Annotated in this window: 11 protein-coding genes and 1 tRNA gene; 4 read left to right on the top strand and 8 right to left on the bottom strand. The window is 68.9% G+C overall.

The annotated features are described in order from the left end of the window. Window positions 1-2,625, bottom strand: a 2,625-nt coding sequence (locus U4E84_RS13980) for a type II/IV secretion system ATPase subunit (RefSeq protein WP_322532724.1), incomplete at its 3' end; no start/stop codon positions are given. Between the two features lie 134 nt (window positions 2,626-2,759). On the opposite strand from U4E84_RS13980, the gene U4E84_RS13975 reads away from it, so the two are divergent. Continuing rightward, a complete protein-coding gene (locus U4E84_RS13975) occupies window positions 2,760-3,440 on the top strand; it encodes a DUF1405 domain-containing protein (RefSeq protein WP_322532725.1) in 681 nt (226 codons plus the stop codon). A 223-nt stretch (window positions 3,441-3,663) separates the two neighbouring features. Here the strand turns inward: U4E84_RS13975 and U4E84_RS13970 are convergent. Beyond that, a tRNA-Arg gene (locus U4E84_RS13970) sits at window positions 3,664-3,736 on the bottom strand. 53 nt (window positions 3,737-3,789) lie between these two features. Beyond that, a complete protein-coding gene (locus tag U4E84_RS13965; protein WP_322532723.1) occupies window positions 3,790-4,080 on the bottom strand; it encodes a twin-arginine translocase TatA/TatE family subunit in 291 nt (96 codons plus the stop codon). Window positions 4,081-4,236: 156 nt separating this feature from the next. Between U4E84_RS13965 and U4E84_RS13960 the strand changes: the two genes are divergently transcribed. After that, entirely contained in the window at window positions 4,237-4,707 is a 471-nt protein-coding gene (locus U4E84_RS13960) for a redoxin domain-containing protein (protein WP_322532722.1), read from the top strand. A gap of 32 nt (window positions 4,708-4,739) precedes the next feature. On the opposite strand, the gene U4E84_RS13955 is transcribed toward U4E84_RS13960, so the two are convergent. The 5 genes from U4E84_RS13955 to U4E84_RS13935 form a co-directional block, all read right to left on the bottom strand. Continuing rightward, window positions 4,740-6,797: an AMP-binding protein gene (locus tag U4E84_RS13955; protein WP_322532721.1), complete on the bottom strand. Its 2,058-nt coding sequence runs from the start codon at window positions 6,795-6,797 to the stop codon at window positions 4,740-4,742. 46 nt (window positions 6,798-6,843) lie between these two features. Beyond that, window positions 6,844-7,230, bottom strand: a complete 387-nt coding sequence (locus U4E84_RS13950; RefSeq protein ID WP_322532720.1) for a hypothetical protein — start codon at window positions 7,228-7,230, stop codon at window positions 6,844-6,846. Window positions 7,231-7,296: 66 nt separating this feature from the next. After that, window positions 7,297-9,774: a DNA gyrase subunit A gene (gyrA, locus tag U4E84_RS13945; RefSeq protein ID WP_322532719.1), complete on the bottom strand. Its 2,478-nt coding sequence runs from the start codon at window positions 9,772-9,774 to the stop codon at window positions 7,297-7,299. Beyond that, window positions 9,771-11,711, bottom strand: coding sequence for a DNA topoisomerase (ATP-hydrolyzing) subunit B (gene gyrB / locus U4E84_RS13940; protein ID WP_322532718.1), 1,941 nt, complete (start codon window positions 11,709-11,711; stop codon window positions 9,771-9,773). Before gyrB ends, gyrA begins: the two co-directional genes overlap by 4 nt. A gap of 139 nt (window positions 11,712-11,850) precedes the next feature. Beyond that, the gene (locus U4E84_RS13935) at window positions 11,851-12,738 is read right to left on the bottom strand and encodes a hypothetical protein (RefSeq protein ID WP_322532717.1); all 888 of its coding nucleotides are present in this window, start codon (window positions 12,736-12,738) and stop codon (window positions 11,851-11,853) included. A 163-nt stretch (window positions 12,739-12,901) separates the two neighbouring features. Here U4E84_RS13935 and U4E84_RS13930 point away from each other — a divergent pair, with 163 nt between their 5' ends. Further along, window positions 12,902-14,113, top strand: a complete 1,212-nt coding sequence (locus U4E84_RS13930; RefSeq protein ID WP_322532716.1) for an iron-containing alcohol dehydrogenase family protein — start codon at window positions 12,902-12,904, stop codon at window positions 14,111-14,113. 89 nt (window positions 14,114-14,202) lie between these two features. Further along, a partial coding sequence (gene ileS / locus U4E84_RS13925) for an isoleucine--tRNA ligase (RefSeq protein WP_322532715.1) occupies window positions 14,203-16,585 on the top strand: 2,383 nt, incomplete at its 3' end.

Genomic DNA, 16,585 nt, shown 5'->3' with positions numbered 1-16,585 from the left:
GGTGTTCGAGTCGCCCATCTGGAGGAACTCGTCCGTCTCCGCCTGCCACTGAAACACGTCCTGAACGTTGATCTCGTCGTTCTCGGCGTCGTAGTGGTTGATCTCGGTCAGCGACTTGTTCCGGCGAACCTTCTTGCCCTGCACCCGGGTCGACGTCTGGACGGAGACCAGATCGAGGGCGGTGAACATTGTCTTCGAGACGTTGATCGGCTCCGTCGTGAACCGCTTGAGCACCTCGCCGACCGTGTCGGCGTGGAACGTCGTGTACGTGGTGTGACCGGTCGACATCACCTGGAAGGCGGTCCGCCCCTCCTCGCCGCGGATCTCGCCCATCACGATGTAGTCGGGGCGCTGGCGGAGCGCGGCCTCCAGCAGGTCGAACTCGTCGATGTCGCCCTTGTCGTCGTCGGAGAAGGAGGGGCGGGTGACCGAGGCGATCCAGTTGCGCTGGGGGAGCTCGACCTCGCGGGTGTCCTCGATGGAGACGATCTTCGCGTTCGAGGGGATGAAAAGCGAGACCGCGTTCAGGCTCGTCGTCTTCCCGGAGGCGGTGCCGCCCGCGAAGATCAGGCTCTTGTGGTTCTCGATGGCGAGCCAGAGGAACGCCATCTCGTCGAGCGAGAACGTCTTCCAGTTGATCAGGTCGATCGGCGTGAAGGGGATCTCGTTGAACTGCCGGATCGTGTAGTTGGTCCCGTGGTCGGACACCTCGCGGCCGAGCGTGAGCTGGGCGCGGGAGCCGTCCGGGAGGGTGGCGTCCACCTGCGGTCGGCGCTTGGAGATCCCCTTCCCGGAGCGCTGCGCGAGCTTCACGACGAAGTCGTCGAGCTCGTCGGTCTCGTGGAAGACGTTGGTAATGATCTGCTCGTAGTCGGAGTGATAGACGAACACCGGGGAGTTGTATCCGTCACAGGAGATGTCCTCCACGTTGATGTCGTACTTGATCGGGTCGATCCGCTCGTAGCCGATGAAGTCCCGCTGGAGGTAGTACAGTAGCTTCTCAACCTGGTGGTCCGACAGCGTCTCCGAGTCCTCCGCCAGCACCGCGGGCTCCGGACGGGCGAGGATCTTCGCGGGGGTCGCGCTCGACTGGGTCGACGGCTCGTAGCCGAGCGAATCCGCGATCCGCCCGGCGATCCCCTCTGTGACGTCGAATCCGAACCGGTCGACCACGTCGTGGACGAGGTCGTCGACGAGCCCGCGGGCGTCGTCCTCGCGCTCGTAGAGGTCGTATCGGTCGAGGAGGGTGAGCGTCTCGTCGACGATCACTTCCCTCCGGAACGTCTCGTCGCCGCCCGCGATCGATTCGTCGGCGTACTTGATCGAGGTCCGGAGCTTTCCCGTGAGGAACTCGACGAGGTCGGTCTCGATCTCGGTGCGGTGCGGCTGGACCGCGTAGTACTTCACCTCGTTCTCCTTCGTGGAGCGGAACACGATCACGAACGCGTACGGCTTGTTCACCCAGTACCGCTCGATCTCGCGGAAGTGGGCCTTCTTCGGCATCGGCACCGCCTTCTCCAGGTCGTACCGGTTCGCGAGAGTGGTGTGGCCGTCGTCCGTCGAGAAGAACGCGTCCTCGTCGACCGCCGGGTTCACGTCCACCGTGCGCTCGTCGACCAGCGCTGCGAGCTCGGCGGCGGCGGTCCCGCCCGCGCCCACCAGTTCCTCGGTCCGGTCCGGATCGAACCCGAGCGCCTCCGTCTTGTCCTCGTGGGTGAACGCCAGCGGCTCGCCCGCCTCGTCGGTCGGGGGGTTCCCCTCCTCGTCGAGGAAGTACTCGTCGCGGTAGTCGTCCCACGTGTAGTACCCCTTGAGCACCGGTACCTCGTAGAGGTCGTACCGCGCAGAGCACAGGTCCCAGAGGACGTCGCCGACGGCCGCGGCCGCCCCGACCCTGTACCCCGTCTCCGAGGGGTCGAAGCCGAGGAACTCGCTCGGGTCGAAATCGATACGCGCCCACTCCTCGGGCGTCGGTGCGCGCCTCGGGACCGCCTCGACGTCGGCGGCCGCGACGGCGACCGTTCCGGACGCGCCGCCGGGTCCGACCTCGATCGATGGCCCTTCGGACTCCTCGTCCGTTTCCTCCTCCTCGCCCATTTCCGCCTCGTCCTCAATCGGCTCGTCCTGGTCGTCCGCCACCGGTTCGTTGCCGGCCGCCTCGGCGTCGACCGTCCCGGCCTCGGCCTCGACCGCTTCGTCGTCCGCTTCGGTCTGCGGGTCCGGCTCCGCCGGTCCGGGATCCGCCGCCGCTCTCGACGTGCCGTCGGCGACGACGGCGGCGCCGCTGAGGACGACGTGGTCGTCGCCCACCACCAGCGTCCCCGCGTCCGGCGTCCCGTGGCCCGGAACCGTCGTGTCGCCGTCGCTCACGAACGGGTCGTCGACGTCGGCGGCGCGCAGCACGCGGTCGGCGCCCTCCTCGGCGTGCGCGGCGACCGCGCTCGCCGGGACCGCCGGCTCGTCGCCGACGTCCGCGTACAGCTCCGAGGCGGCGTCGTCGTGGCCGCGCTCGGTCAGGAACGTCCGCCAGGAGTACCGTCCCACCGCCGCGGGCGTGTCGGACGCTGCCGCTCCGGCGCCGTCGTCGGGTGACGGCGGCGAGCGCTCGGCGTCCTCGGCTGTCATGGATCCGGCAACGGTTCGACCGTTGAAAAAGGTGTCTCGCTAAACCCCGCAACTGATAATCGACAGATGGAGGCGACTGACTTTTAGGTTCCCGGGCTCGAAGCGACGGCGTGACAGGCTCAGACGACGTCTCGATGCGCCGCGCGGTCGGTCGCCTTCGGCGGCCCGCGGTCCGCCGCCGCATCCGCGCCGCGATCGCCGAGGAGCTGCTCGGCACCCCATGGAGCCTCGGCGTCGTGCTCGCGTTCGTCGCGTTCATGCTCGCCGTCGGCGTCGGCTACTACGCGCCGACCGCCGGGGAGGTGCCGGTCCCGCTGTGGCCGCTGTACGCGGACTCGGCCGTCGCGGTCGCGCTCGGCGGGATCGTACTGCTGACGCTCCTGCCGACGGTGTGGGCCGGCGGGAGCGCTGTCGACGACGCGCCGACGTCGCGGCCGCTGGCGTACCTCCAGACGCTCGCGTTCGTTTGGTTGGTCACCTTCGGGCTCTGGCCGCTCGTGTCGTTGAACCTCGCCGTTTCGCAGTACGTCGCGGCCCCCGACGCGTGGATCTACTACTGGGGCGTGCTCGGCACGCACCTCCTGTTCGTCGGGCTCGCGCTGCTGTTCCCGGCGTTCGGGCGGACGACCCGCGGCGCGCTGAGACTCGCGCTCGCGCTCGCCGTCGGCAACGTCGTCCTCGATTACGGACTGGGCTACCACCCGCCCCTCCTGTACGAGCCCGGGCCGCTTCTGGCGGGCGCGACGCTCACTGTCGCCCTGTTCTCCGTGTGGCTCGCGTGGCGGTCGTTCCCGCGGCTGGGCGAGACTACCTGAAAACGGCGGGGCGCGAACGAGACTGAAACGGACGGGCGCGACGGGATCCTCGCGAGCGAACGGAGCGGGCGAGGGTCAGCCGTGCCCGTTCCTTCACTTCGCTCAGTCACGGGCACGGCGGGATTCGAACCGAAATCGGACGTGCTCGCTCGCTTCGCTCGCTGTGCGCGACCGATAGGGTTCGAACCCATGCGCCGCTACTGCTCACTTCGTTCGCAGACAGCGGGCGCGACGGGATTCGAACCCGCGATCGAGAGGTTAGGAACCTCTCGCCCTGTCCGCTAGGCCACGCGCCCAACACGGGTGGAGAAAACCTCGTAACGGGGATCGTCGGCGTCAGGGAGCCGGTCTACGCGCTCGTCTCTTTCTCGGTCTCGAGCTCGTCGTCGTCGTCGAGCGTCGAGTTACCGTCGGCCGTCGAGTCGGCGTCGGCCGTCGGTTCGTCGTCGCCCTCCTGCATCTGTTTCAGTTCGTCCTCGACCTCTTCGCGCCCCTTCTTGAACTCGCCCATCGCCTGGCCGGTCGAGCGCGCGAGCTTCGGGATCTTGTTCGCCCCGAACAGGAGAACCAACACGAGCAGGATGATGAGGAGCTCCGGGCCCGCCGGAATGCCGCCAATCAGTGGAATCGCACTTGCCATCTCTAATCCGGACTAGCCCGCTGGCGACTATAGTCTTTTTGCCTCGGAGAGCGGACGCAGAGGCCCGCTGTGGGGCCGCGTCCGGTCGAGGCGCGCGGCTCGGAGACAGGTGATCCGCGTCGAAACCGTGATACCCCCGGGCCGTAAGCGATCGGTATGACTGCCGTCGGCGACGACGCTCCAGACTTCACCGCCTCGCTCGTGAACGACGACATCGAGCCGTTCCGGCTAGCCGACCACCTCGGCGACGGCCCGGTGGTGCTCGCGTTCTTCCCGGCCGCCTTCTCGAACACCTGCACCGACGAGATGGAGGCGCTCCGCGACGAGTTCGACCGCGACGACTGCGCCCTGTTCGGCGTGAGCACCGACCTGCCGCACGCGCTCGCGGCCTACCGAACGCAGTACGACCTCCCGTTCGCCCTCGTGGGCGACCCCGACCACCGCGCGATCGAATCGTACGACGTCATCGAGGACTTCGAACACTACGGGGTCGAGACGGTCGCACAGCGCGCCGTCTTCGTGATCGACGGCGACGGCACCGTGACGTACCGGTGGCTCGCGGACAACTCCGGCCAGGAGCCGGACTACGACGCGCTGGCGGGTGCGGTCGCCGAGGCGGCCGAGTAGTATCGGACCCGGGAGCCGTCAGTCCCCGACCGTCAGATCGGGTCCCGCAGCCCCTCCAGCGCCTCGGGGTTCTCCATCGACGAGAGGTCGCCGGGGTCCTCGCCCCGATAGACCGACGCGATCGCGCGCCGGATGATCTTCCCGGACTGCGTCTTCGGGAAGGCGTCGACGAACAGCAGCTCCCGCGGCCGGAACGGCTTCCCGTGCTCCTCACCGACCAGCTCGCGGAGCTCCTCGCGGAGGCCGTCGCTCGGCTCGACGCCCGGTTCGAGGACGACGTACGCGACCACCGCGGTGCCGGTGGTGTCGTCGGGGACGCCGACCGCGGCCGCCTGGTTGACGGCGTCGTGGTCGATGAGCACGCCCTCGATCTCGGCCGGGCCCACCTTCCGGCCGGCGACGTTCAGGGCGTCGTCGGCGCGGCCGTGGAGGAACCAGAAGCCGTCGGCGTCCTTCTGTGCGAAGTCGCCGTGGTCCCACAGGTCCGGCCACGTCGACCAGTACTCCTCCAGATAGCGTTCGTCGCCGGACCACAGCGACTTCGTCATCGACGGGCAGGAGTCGCGGGCGACGAGGTAGCCGCGTTCGCCCGACTCCCTGACCGACGCGCCCGTCTCGTCGACGATGTCGATCGCCATCCCGAGCCCCGGCCCGCCGAGCGTGCAGGGCTTCAGCGGCTGGTTCGGCATGGGCATCAGGAAGCAGCCGCAGATCTCGGTGCCGCCGGAGATGTTGATGATCGGGCACTCGCCGCCGCCGACCGCGTCGTAGAACCACCGCCACGACTCGGGGTCCCACGGCTCGCCCGTCGAGCCGAGGATCCGCAGCGAGGAGAGGTCGTGGCCCTCGACCACCTCGTCTCCGTGCTTGCGGAGCGCGCGGACCGCGGTCGGCGAGATGCCGAACTGGGTGATCCCGTGGCGGTCGATCATCTCCCAGAACCGGTCGGGCTCCGGATGATCGGGCGCGCCCTCGTACATCACGACGGTCCCGCCGAACGCGTGGTTCCCGATCAGCGTCCACGGCCCCATCATCCAGCCGATGTCTGACACCCAGAAGAACCGGTCCGCGGGCTTCTGGTCGAAGCCGAAGTGGATCTCCTTCGCGCACTGCGTGAGGACGCCCGCGTGGGTGTGGACGATGCCCTTCGGCGTCCCCGTCGTTCCCGAGGAGTACAGCAGCATGGACTCCTGGTCGCTGGGGAGCCGCTTCGTCTCGTAGCTCGGCGACTGCGACGCGACCGCCTCGTCCCACGTCACGTCGCGGTCGGCGTCCCACGGGACCGGTTCCGCCGCGTCTCCCCCGGGTGTCGCGCCGAGCCGGTCGTACACGACGGTGTGTTCGATCTGACCGGCCTCGGCGATCGCCTCGTCGGCGGTCGCCTTCAGCCGGACCTCGCTCCCGCGCCGGTAGAAGCCGTCTCCGGTGAACAGGACCGACGGCTCGGCGTCGGCGATGCGGGTCGCCGTCGCCTCGGTGCCGAACCCGGAGAATATCGGCACCGCGATCGCGCCGACCTTCAGGCAGCCGTAGAGGATCGAGACGACCTCGGGCACCATCGGCATGTACAGCCCGACGGTGTCGCCGGTCTCGACGCCGACCGACTCCAGGTAGTTGGCGACGCGGTTGGTCTGCCGGGCCAGCTCGTGGAAGGTGACCTCGCGGACGTCGCCGGGCTCGCCCTCCCAGATCAGCGCGACACGGTTCCGGGTCGGCGAGTCGACCGCGGCGTGTCTGTCGACGACGTTGTGCGCGACGTTGATCTCACCGCCGGGGTACCAGTCGGTGAACTGCGGCCCCTCGCCGTCGTCACCGGACTGTGTCCGGTTGCCCGCGGAGCTCTGCTCCGCGCTGTTCCGGACCGCGTCGTAGTCGGTGTAAAACTCGAGGTCGAGGTAGTCGACGATCTCGTCCCAGAACCAGTCGACGCCGGAGGCCGGCTCGCCTGCGACCTCCGAGGTGGTGCGTTCGATCAGTTCCTCGTAGTCGTCGATCTCGTACTCGCGCATGAACGCGGCGACGTTCGTCGACTCGGCGAACGCCGCGCTCGGCTCGTGTACGACCTCGTCTATCCCCTCGTACTCGTCCATCTCGTCCTCCCGTTTTCGCGGTGACTGTAAGTAACTTTCCTGAGGGCTACCGCCGGTCGACGCACTCGCCGGCGACCTCGACGTTTCCGGCGTCGACGGCGACGGTCCCGTCGTATGTGGCGCAGATCCCGGCGTCCCACGCCAGTCGCCCCTCCCAGTCGTCGCCCGTCACGGTGACCTCGTGACGGCCGGTCTCGCCGCCGACGACCTCGAACGCGCGGGCGACGCCGGCGTCGACGCGGTCGGACTCCTCCGCGTACGTCGTTCCGTCGTCTCCCTCGACGACCACGTCCACGTCGATCGCCTCGTCGCCGTCGTTCCGGACCGTCAGGTCGAGTCGGCCGGAGTCAGGCTCTCCGAGTCCCAGGCACCCCGCGACCGACCCCGTCGTCACGGTCGCGGTCGTCGCGGCGACCAGTTCGCGTCTGTGCATGGAGACGCCTCTTTCTCGCGGGACTTGAACCCCGTGCCCACCGCGACCGCCGCGACCGCGGCGTGGTTACTCGTCGCTGTCCGTTTCGTCGGCGTGTGCCGTCTCGGGGACGATGTCCACGGAGGCGACCTCGTCGTCCGGCCCGAGGTTCATCACGATGACGCCCATCGTGTTGCGACTCACCGTGGAGATCTCCTCGACGCGGGTCCGCATGATCTGCCCGTCGGCGCTCATCGCGAGCAGGTGGTCGCCGTGGGTGACCGCCTCGATGGCGACGACCTCGCCGTTGCGGTCGCCGGTCTTGATGTCGACGAGCCCCTTCCCGTTGCGGGACTGCGGGCGGTACTCGTCGAGGTCGGAGCGCTTCCCGTAGCCGTTCTCCGTGACGGTGAGCACCCAGTTGTGGTACTCGTCGTCGATGGCCGCCACGCCGGCGACCGCGTCGCCCTCGCGGAGGTCGATCCCGATCACGCCGCGGGCGGTCCGGCCCATCGCGCGCGCCTCGGACTCGTCGAAGCGGATCGCCATCCCGTTCCGGCTCCCGATGACGATGTCGGTGTCGCCGTCGGTCACCTCGACGTCGACGAGCTCGTCGCCGTCCTCCAGTCGGATCGCGCGGATCCCGGTCGACATGATGTTCCCGAACTGGTCGACGGCGGTCCGCTTGATGTACCCGTCGCGGGTGACCATCGTGAGGAACTCGTCGTCGTCGAGGTCGTCGGTGTTCACCACCGCCTCGATCTCCTCGCCGGCGTCGAGATCGAGGAGGTTCACCGCGGACTTCCCGCGGGCGGTCCGGGACATCTCCGGGATCTCGTACGTCTTCAGCTCGTATATCTGCCCGCGGTTGGTGAACACGAGCAGGTAGTCGTGGGAGTTGGCGGTGAACACGGAGGAGACGCGGTCGCCCTCCTTCAACCCGGTGCCGATGATCCCCTTCCCGCCGCGGTTCTGCGCCCGGAACGCGTCGAGCGACATCCGCTTGATGTAGTCGTCTTCGGTCATTACGACGACGCACTCCTCCTCCGGGATGAGGTCCTCGTGGGTGACGTCGCCGACGTCCTCGATGAAGCTCGTCCGGCGCTCGTCGCCGTACTCGTCTTTCATCTCCCGCAGCTCGTCGACGATCACGGCGTCGAGCTCGTCGGGGTCGGCGAGGATCGTCTCCAGCCGCTCGATCCGGGCGAGGACGTCCTCGTACTCCGACTCGATCTCCTGGGTCTCCATCGAGGTGAGCGAGCCGAGCTGCATCCGGACGATGTGTTCGGCCTGCGCCTCGCTGAACTCGTAGTCGGCCTCCAGCGCCGCCTTCGCGGCGTCGCGGTCCTCGGAGTCCTGGATCGTCTCGACCACGTCGTCGACCCGCTCGAGCGCCTTCAGGCGCCCTTCGAGGATGTGCGCGCGGTCCTCGCGCTCCGCGAGTTCGTGTTCGGAGCGGCGACGCACCACCTCCCGGCGGTGCTCGACGTAGTGTTCGAGCGTCTCCTTGAGGTCGAGCACCTGCGGCGCGCCGTCGACCAGCGCGAGGTTGATGACGCCGAAGGTGCGTTCGAGGTGACTCTCCAACAGCTGGTTTTTCACGACCTCCGCCATCGCGTCGCGCTTCAGCTCGACGACGACGCGGATCCCGTCGCGGTCGGACTCGTCCCGGAGGTCGCGGATCCCCTCGATCGCGCCCTCGTTGACGTCGTCGGCGATCCGCTCGACGAGCCGGGACTTGTTCTGCTGGAAGGGGAGCTCCGAGATGACGATCCGACCCTCCTCCTCGTCGACCTCGAACTCGGCGCGGACCCGGACGCGACCGCGGCCCGTCTTGTACGCCTTGTGGACCGCGTTCCGCCCGACGATGTTCGCGCCGGTGGGGAAGTCCGGCCCCTTGACGTGCTCCATCAGGTCCTCGACGGTCGCCTCGGGGTTCTCGATCAGTTCGACGGTGGCGTCGACGACCTCGCCGAGGTTGTGCGGCGGGACGTTCGTCGACATCCCCACCGCGATCCCAGAGGAGCCGTTGACGAGGAGGTTCGGCACCGCCGAGGGCAACACCTCCGGCTCCTCCAGGCGGTCGTCGTAGTTGGACGTGAAATCGACCGTGTCGCGCTCGATGTCCGCCAGCAGCTCCTCGGCGATGGGCGCCATCCGGGCCTCCGTGTACCGCATCGCGGCCGGCGGATCGCCGTCGACGGAGCCGAAGTTCCCCTGTCCGTCGACGAGCGGGTACCGCATCGAGAAGTCCTGGGCCATCCGCGCCAGGGTGTCGTAGATGGCGCTGTCGCCGTGCGGGTGGTAGTCACCCATCGTCTCGCCGACGATGGAGGAGGACTTCCGGTGTGCGGAGTTGCTCGTGACGCCCGCCTCGTGCATCGCGTAGAGGATGCGACGGTGGACGGGTTTGAGCCCGTCGCGGACGTCGGGGAGCGCGCGGCCCGCGATGACCGACATCGCGTAGTCGATGTACGACTGCTCCATCTCGTCTTCGATGCGGGCGTTCGTCACCTGCGCGGCGCGGACGTCGCCGGGGTCGACGTCGGGGACGTCGGAGCTCATATGTCCACCCACTCCGCTTCGGTCGCGTGCTCTTTGATGAACTGCTTGCGCGGCTCGACCGCGTCGCCCATCAGCACGTTGAACATCCGGTCCGCCGCGGCCGCGTCGTCGATGGTGATCTGCTTGAGGATGCGGTTCTCCGGGTCCATCGTCGTGTCCCACAGCTGGTCGGGGTTCATCTCGCCCAATCCCTTGAACCGCTGGACCTGCGTGGGGTTGCCGTCGCACTCCTCCTCGATGATTCGGTCGCGCTCGGCCTCCGTCATCGCGTCGTACGTCTCGCCGCGGTAGCGGACGCGGTAGAGGGGGGGCTGGGCCGCGTACACGTAGCCGGCCTCCAGGAGGGGCTTCATGTGGCGGTAGAGAAGCGTCAACAGGAGCGTCCGGATGTGGGCCCCGTCGACGTCGGCGTCGGTCATCAGAATTATTCTATTGTATCTGACATTTCCTAGATCGAACTCCTCGCCGATCCCCGCGCCGATCGCAGTGATCAGCGCGCGGATCTCGTCGTTCTCGAGGATCCGGTCGAGGCGGTGTTTCTCGACGTTGAGGATCTTCCCCTTCAGGGGGAGGATCGCCTGGTTCTCTCGGTTGCGGCCCTGTTTGGCCGAGCCGCCCGCGGAGTCGCCCTCGACGACGAACAGCTCCGCCTCGGCGGGGTCGCGCGTCTGGCAGTCGGCGAGCTTGCCGGGCAGCGCCGTCGACTCCAGCGCGGACTTCCGGCGCGTGAGCTCCTCGGCCTTCTTCGCCGCCTTGCGCGCCCGCGCGGCCTCGGCGGCCTTGTGGACGACCTTCCGGGCGGTGTCGGGGTTCTCCTCGAAGAAGGTGCCGAGCTTCTCGTGGGTCGCGGACTCGACGATGCCGCGGACCTCGCTGTTGCCGAGCTTCGTCTTCGTCTGCCCCTCGAACTGCGGGTCGGGGTGTTTCACCGAGATGACGGCCGTGAGCCCCTCGCGGACGTCCTCGCCCTTGAGGTTCGCGTCGAGGTCGTCGACGAGCCCGTGCTCGTTGGCGTAGTCGTTGACGGTGCGTGTTAGCGCGGTCTTGAAGCCGGTGAGGTGGGTCCCGCCCTCGCGGGTGTTGATGTTGTTCGCGAACGCGTGGACGGAGCCCTGCAGCTCCTCCGTCGCCTGCATCGCGACCTCGACGTGGATGTCCTCGTCCTCGTCGGCGAAGTAGATGACCTCCTCGTGAATGGGAGTGCGCGTCTCGTTGAGGTACGCGACGAACTCGCGAATTCCCCCCTCGTAGCGGAACGTCTGCTCGTCGCCCGCGTCGGCGGCGTCGCCGTCCGGGTCGCGCTCGTCGGCGAGCGTGATCGCGACGCCAGAGTTGAGAAACGCCAGCTCGCGCAGGCGGCTGGCGAGCGTCGAGAACTCGAAGTCAGTGGTCTCGAAGATCTCCTCGTCGGGCCAAAAGCGGATGTACGTGCCGGTCTCCTCGCCCGCGTCCATGTCTCGGACGCGCTCGAACCCGCCCTCGACGGGCTCGCCGCGAGCGAACTCGTGGCGGTAGACGCCGCCGTCGCGTTTCACCTCGACCTCCAGCCGCTCGGAGAGGGCGTTGACGACGCTGACGCCGACCCCGTGGAGGCCGCCGGAGACCTGGTAGGACTTGGAGTCGAACTTCCCGCCGGCGTGGAGGACCGTCATGATCACTTCCAGCGCCGGTCGGTCGTACTTCTCGTGGGTGTCGACCGGGATGCCGCGCCCGTCGTCGCTGACGCTGACGGAACCGTCTCCGTGGATGGTGACTGAAATGTCGTCGCAATGACCCGCGAGGGCCTCGTCGATAGAGTTGTCGACGACCTCGTAGACGAGATGGTGCAATCCCCGACCGTCCGTGGATCCGATATACATCGCCGGACGTTTACGGACGGCCTGAAGGCCCTCGAGGACCTGTATCTGGCCGGCTCCGTATTCACTCTGCTCTGACATAGAACGTATCGGATTTAGTCAGTGCCGGGTTATAAACCCGACGCACGCGCGCGGGCGTGTACCTTCAGATCGCTAACTACTCTCAGGTCGTCCAGACCGCTAACTACTCGCAGGTCGCTAACTGCCCGTCTCGGATCTGCTACTCGTCCGCTCGTCCGTCGAGGAACGCGCGCGCCCGCTCGACGACGGCGGAACGGAGCCGAGCCGGGTCGACGGCGTCGACTCCCGCGGCGTCTCCGTCCCCGACTCGGAGGGGCTCGACCGTCGCCGGTTCCCCGCGTCGCTCGAGGGCCGCGACGACACGCTCGAACCCCTCTCGTCCGGCGTGGATCGCGGCGAGGTCGTCGGGGTCGGCCGGAGCGCCGGCCCGTCCGCCCCCGGTGCACCCGTGCTCCGCGCGAACGGCGTCGTCGCCGTCGTCCGTCTGACTCCCGATCCGTCCGCGTCCGCCGCGCTTGTTCCGAACGACGACGCCCGCGGCCGGGCCGTCGCGCCACGCCGACGTCGGGACCGCGTACTCGTCGGGGTCGAAGTCGCGGGCGTTCACCTCGCGCGCGACCGCGTTGACCGGGTCGAGTCCGACGCCCTCGAAGATCGCCGCGGCGGCGTCGGGCGGTCGGAACGCCCCGTCTCCCGTGTCCGCGCCCGCCGTCTCCTCTCCGTCCGCGCCCACCCAGACGTCGGTGCCGAGGAACGGCGGGATCCTGTCCCAGTCGTAGTCGGTCCCGCGGTGGTGGGTCGCGACGCCGAGGAACGTCACGGCGGCGGGGGCAGCGACCGCCCCCCGGAGCGCCTCCCGGTCGAACCGCCCGCGGACGTGACGGACCGCGGGCCGGAGCGCGAGCGGGACGGCGTCGAGGTCGACGTCGGTCGTCTCCGGCCCGCCGAACCGGAGGAGTCCGGACTCGTCCATCGAAAACCGAAGCCCCGTTCCGTCGATCAGTTCGAGGAGCCAGAGGTGGCCCTCCAGGAGGTCGTCGGGCGCGTCCGAATCGTCGATGTGGGGAAGGGGCGGAAACCTGCGCATGGCGTGGCGGTCGGGCGACCGGACCTGCGTCCCGCAGCGGGTTGGCTCTTTGGGAGCCCGGGGAACCCGCCGTCGATCGGCCGCGCTGTCGATCGGCTGCGCCGACGCTGAGGCGCCTCTCGCCCCCACAGCTACAAGCGACCGCCGGCCGTACCGACTCGCGATGCTACCGATCGCGGACGCTTTCGAGCACGAGTACCGGGGCTGTGAGATCCTGTACGGACGGGGCCGCGCGAGCGAGCTGAGCGCGGTCCTCGGCGACCGGGGACTCGACGCCGCGCTCGTCGTCTGCGGCTCGAACGTCGGCGCCAACGACGACCTGATGGACCCGATCCGCGAGGGGCTCGGCGACCGGCTCGCGGGGGTCTTCGACGGGACGACCCCGGACAAGCGCGTCGAGACCGCGTTCGACCTCCTCGACAGGCGGGCCGAGGTGGGCGGGGACGTCCTCGTGGCGGTCGGCGGGGGAAGCAGCCTCGACGTCGCCCGGCAGGCGACGATGCTCGACGCGGACGGTCGGGACCTCGGCGACCTCCGCGCGGACGCAACCGAGGGCCCGGAGGGGCTCGGCTCGCTCGCGCCCGGGGCGGCTCCCTCGCTGCCCGTCGTCGTGATTCCGACGACGTTCGCGGGCGCGGACCTCTCGACGGGCGGCTCGCTGGAGGTGCTGTCGGCCGACGAGTCGCCGACCGGCCAGCCGCTGACGGTCAGCGGCGACGGCGCGATGCCGGTCGTCGACCTCGCCGACCCGGCGCTGTTCGAGACGACCCCGGCGTCGGCGCTCGCGGGGTCGGCGATGAACGGCTTCGATAAGGGAATCGAGACGCCGTACGCGAGCGATGCCACCCCCGTGAGCGACGCGAGCGCGGTCCACGGGCTGCGACTCCTCGCCGACGCGCTCCCGCGTGTCGCCGGCGATCGACCGGGCGACGAGGCGGCGACCGACCGCGCGGTTGTCGGCGCGCTGCTCGTCCAGTTGCACCGACGGATCTCGGTGATCCACGCGTTCGGCCACGGGTTCGCCCGGCGGTACGACGTCCAGCAGGGCGACGTCCACGCGGTCGTCGCCCCGCACGTCCTCGCGTACCTCTTCGACGAGGTCGACGCGAGCCGCCGTGCGCTCGCCGCCGGGCTCGGAATCGAGGCGGAGGGTCGCGGCGACGACGCGGTCGCCGAGGACGTCGTCGCCGCCGTCGCGGCGGTGCGCGACGCCCTGCCGGTCCCCTCGCGGCTCCGCGACATCCCAGAGGCCGACGAGGACGATCTGCCCGCGATCGCCGAGTTCGTCGTCGACGACTGGTGTATGAACCGTGCGCCCGCCGGCCTCGACGCGACGCCGGAGGCGATCGAGGGCGTGTTGCGCGCGGCGTGGTGAGGGCGACGGCGGTCGCCCGCCGAGTCAGTCGGTCTCACACGCGTGCGTGACTCCGCCGTATTCAAATACGCGCGCGAAGACCAACGGATATGGACGATATCGACGACCAGTACGCGCCCGCTGACGTCGAGTCGGCGGTCGACGAGTACTGGGACGACGCCGACGCCTACGAGTCGGCCAAGGAGGCGCACGCCGACGACCCGCCCTTCTTCTTCGTGGACGGGCCGCCGTACACCTCCGGGCAGATGCACCTCGGGACGGCGTGGAACAAGACGCTGAAGGACGCGATCCTCCGCCACAAGCGGATGACCGGTCACCGCGTCACCGACCGCCCGGGCTACGACATGCACGGGCTCCCGATCGAGGTGAAAGTCGAGGAGGAGCTCGGTTTCGAGAACAAACGCGACATCGAGGAGTACGGGATGGAGGCGTTCATCCGGAAGTGCAAGGAGTTCGCCCTGGAGAACCGCGCGGCGATGGACGAGGACTTCAAATCCATCGGCGTGTGGATGGACTGGGACGACCCGTACGAGACGATCGACCCCGAGTACATGGAGGCCGCCTGGTGGGCGTTCTCCGAGGTCGCCGACAACGGGCTCGTCGAGCAGGGGAAACGCTCCGTCTCGCAGTGTCCGCGCTGTGAGACCGGGCTCGCCAAGAACGAGGTCGAGTACGAGGACGTCGAGGACCCCTCGATCTACGTGAAGTTCCCGCTCGCGGATCGGGAGGGGAGCCTCGTCATCTGGACGACGACGCCGTGGACAATCCCCGCGAACACCTTCGTCGCGGTCGACGAGGAGCTCACCTACAACGCGGTCCGCGCCGAGAAGGACGGCGAAGAGGAGGTGCTCTACGTCGCCGAGGCGTGCGTCGAGGACGTGCTGCAGGAGGGCCGCTACGAGGCGTACGAGGTCGAGGCCGAGCTGACGGGCGCCGACCTCGTCGGCTGGGAGTACGACCACCCGCTCGCCGATCGCGTCGCGGAGTACCCCGACTTCGAGGGCGCCGGGCGGGTGTACGCCGCCGACTACGTGGAGGCCGACCGCACCGGGCTCGTCCACTCCGCGCCGGGACACGGGGAGGAGGACTTCCAGCGCGGCACCGAGCTCGGCTTAGAGATCTTCTGTCCGGTCGGGCCGAACGGCGAGTTCGACGAGGCGGCCGGCGAGTACGCCGGCCAGTTCGTGCGCGACGCCAACGACGACATCGTCGACGACCTGGTCGCCGACGGACACATGCTCGCGCACGGCACGGTCGACCACAGCTACGGCCACTGCTGGCGCTGTGACACCGGGATCATCCAGCTGGTCACCGACCAGTGGTTCATCTCGATCACCGACGTCAAAGACGAGCTGCTCGAGAACATGGAGGACTCCGAGTGGCACCCGGGGTGGGCGCGGGACAACCGGTTCCGCGACTTCATCGAGGACGCGCCCGACTGGAACGTCTCCCGCCAGCGGTACTGGGGGATCCCGATCCCGATCTGGGTGCCGGAGGACGCCGACTCCGGGAGTCTCGACGAGGACATGATCGTCATCGGCACCCGCGAGGAGCTCGCCGAGCGCGTCGAGGAGGACGTCGACCCCGACTCGATCGACCTCCACCGCCCCGCGGTCGACGACCTGACGATCGTCGAGGACGGGACCACCTACCGCCGCGTCGAGGACGTCTTCGACGTGTGGCTCGACTCCTCGGTCGCCAGCTGGGGCACGCTCGGCTACCCCTCCGAGACGGAGGCCCACGACGAGCTGTGGCCCGCCGACTTCATCGTCGAGGCGCACGACCAGACTCGCGGCTGGTTCTGGTCGCAGCTCGGGATGGGGACCGCCGCGGTCGGCGAGATCCCCTACGAGGAGGTGCTGATGCACGGGTTCGCCAACGACGAGGACGGTCGCAAGATGTCGAAGTCGGTCGGCAACATCGTCACCCCGGAAGAGGCGATCGAGCGCGCCGGGCGCGACCCGCTGCGCACCTACCTGCTCAGCCACGACCAGCAGGGCGTGGACCTCGCGTTCGAGTGGGACGGGCTCGGCGAGCTACAGGGGAAGCTCAACATCCTCTGGAACGTGTTCCGGTTCCCGCTGGAGTACATGGAGCTCGACGGCTACGACCCCGCCGAGGCCGACCTCTCGGACGGCGAGCTGGAGCTCGTCGACGAGTGGGTGCTCTCCCGGCTCCAGTCCGTCGAGACCGAGGTGACGGAGGCGTGGGCCGACTACCGCGTCAGCGACGCCGTCAACGCCGTGATCGGATTCGTCACGCAGGACGTCTCGCGGTTCTACGTGAAGGCGGTCCGCGACCGGATGTGGGAGGAGGCCGACTCCGCCTCGAAGCGCGGCGCCTACGCGACGCTCGCGGCCGTCCTCGACGAGGTGATCCGCCTGCTCGCGCCGATCGCGCCGTACCTGACCGAGCGCATGTACCAGACGCTCGACGGCTCGGCGACCACCGTCCACCAGCTCGACTATCCCG

The sequence above is a fragment of the Halorubrum sp. AD140 genome, assembly GCF_034497445.1.
GTDB lineage: Archaea > Halobacteriota > Halobacteria > Halobacteriales > Haloferacaceae > Halorubrum.
This window is presented reverse-complemented; position numbering and strand designations above follow the sequence as displayed.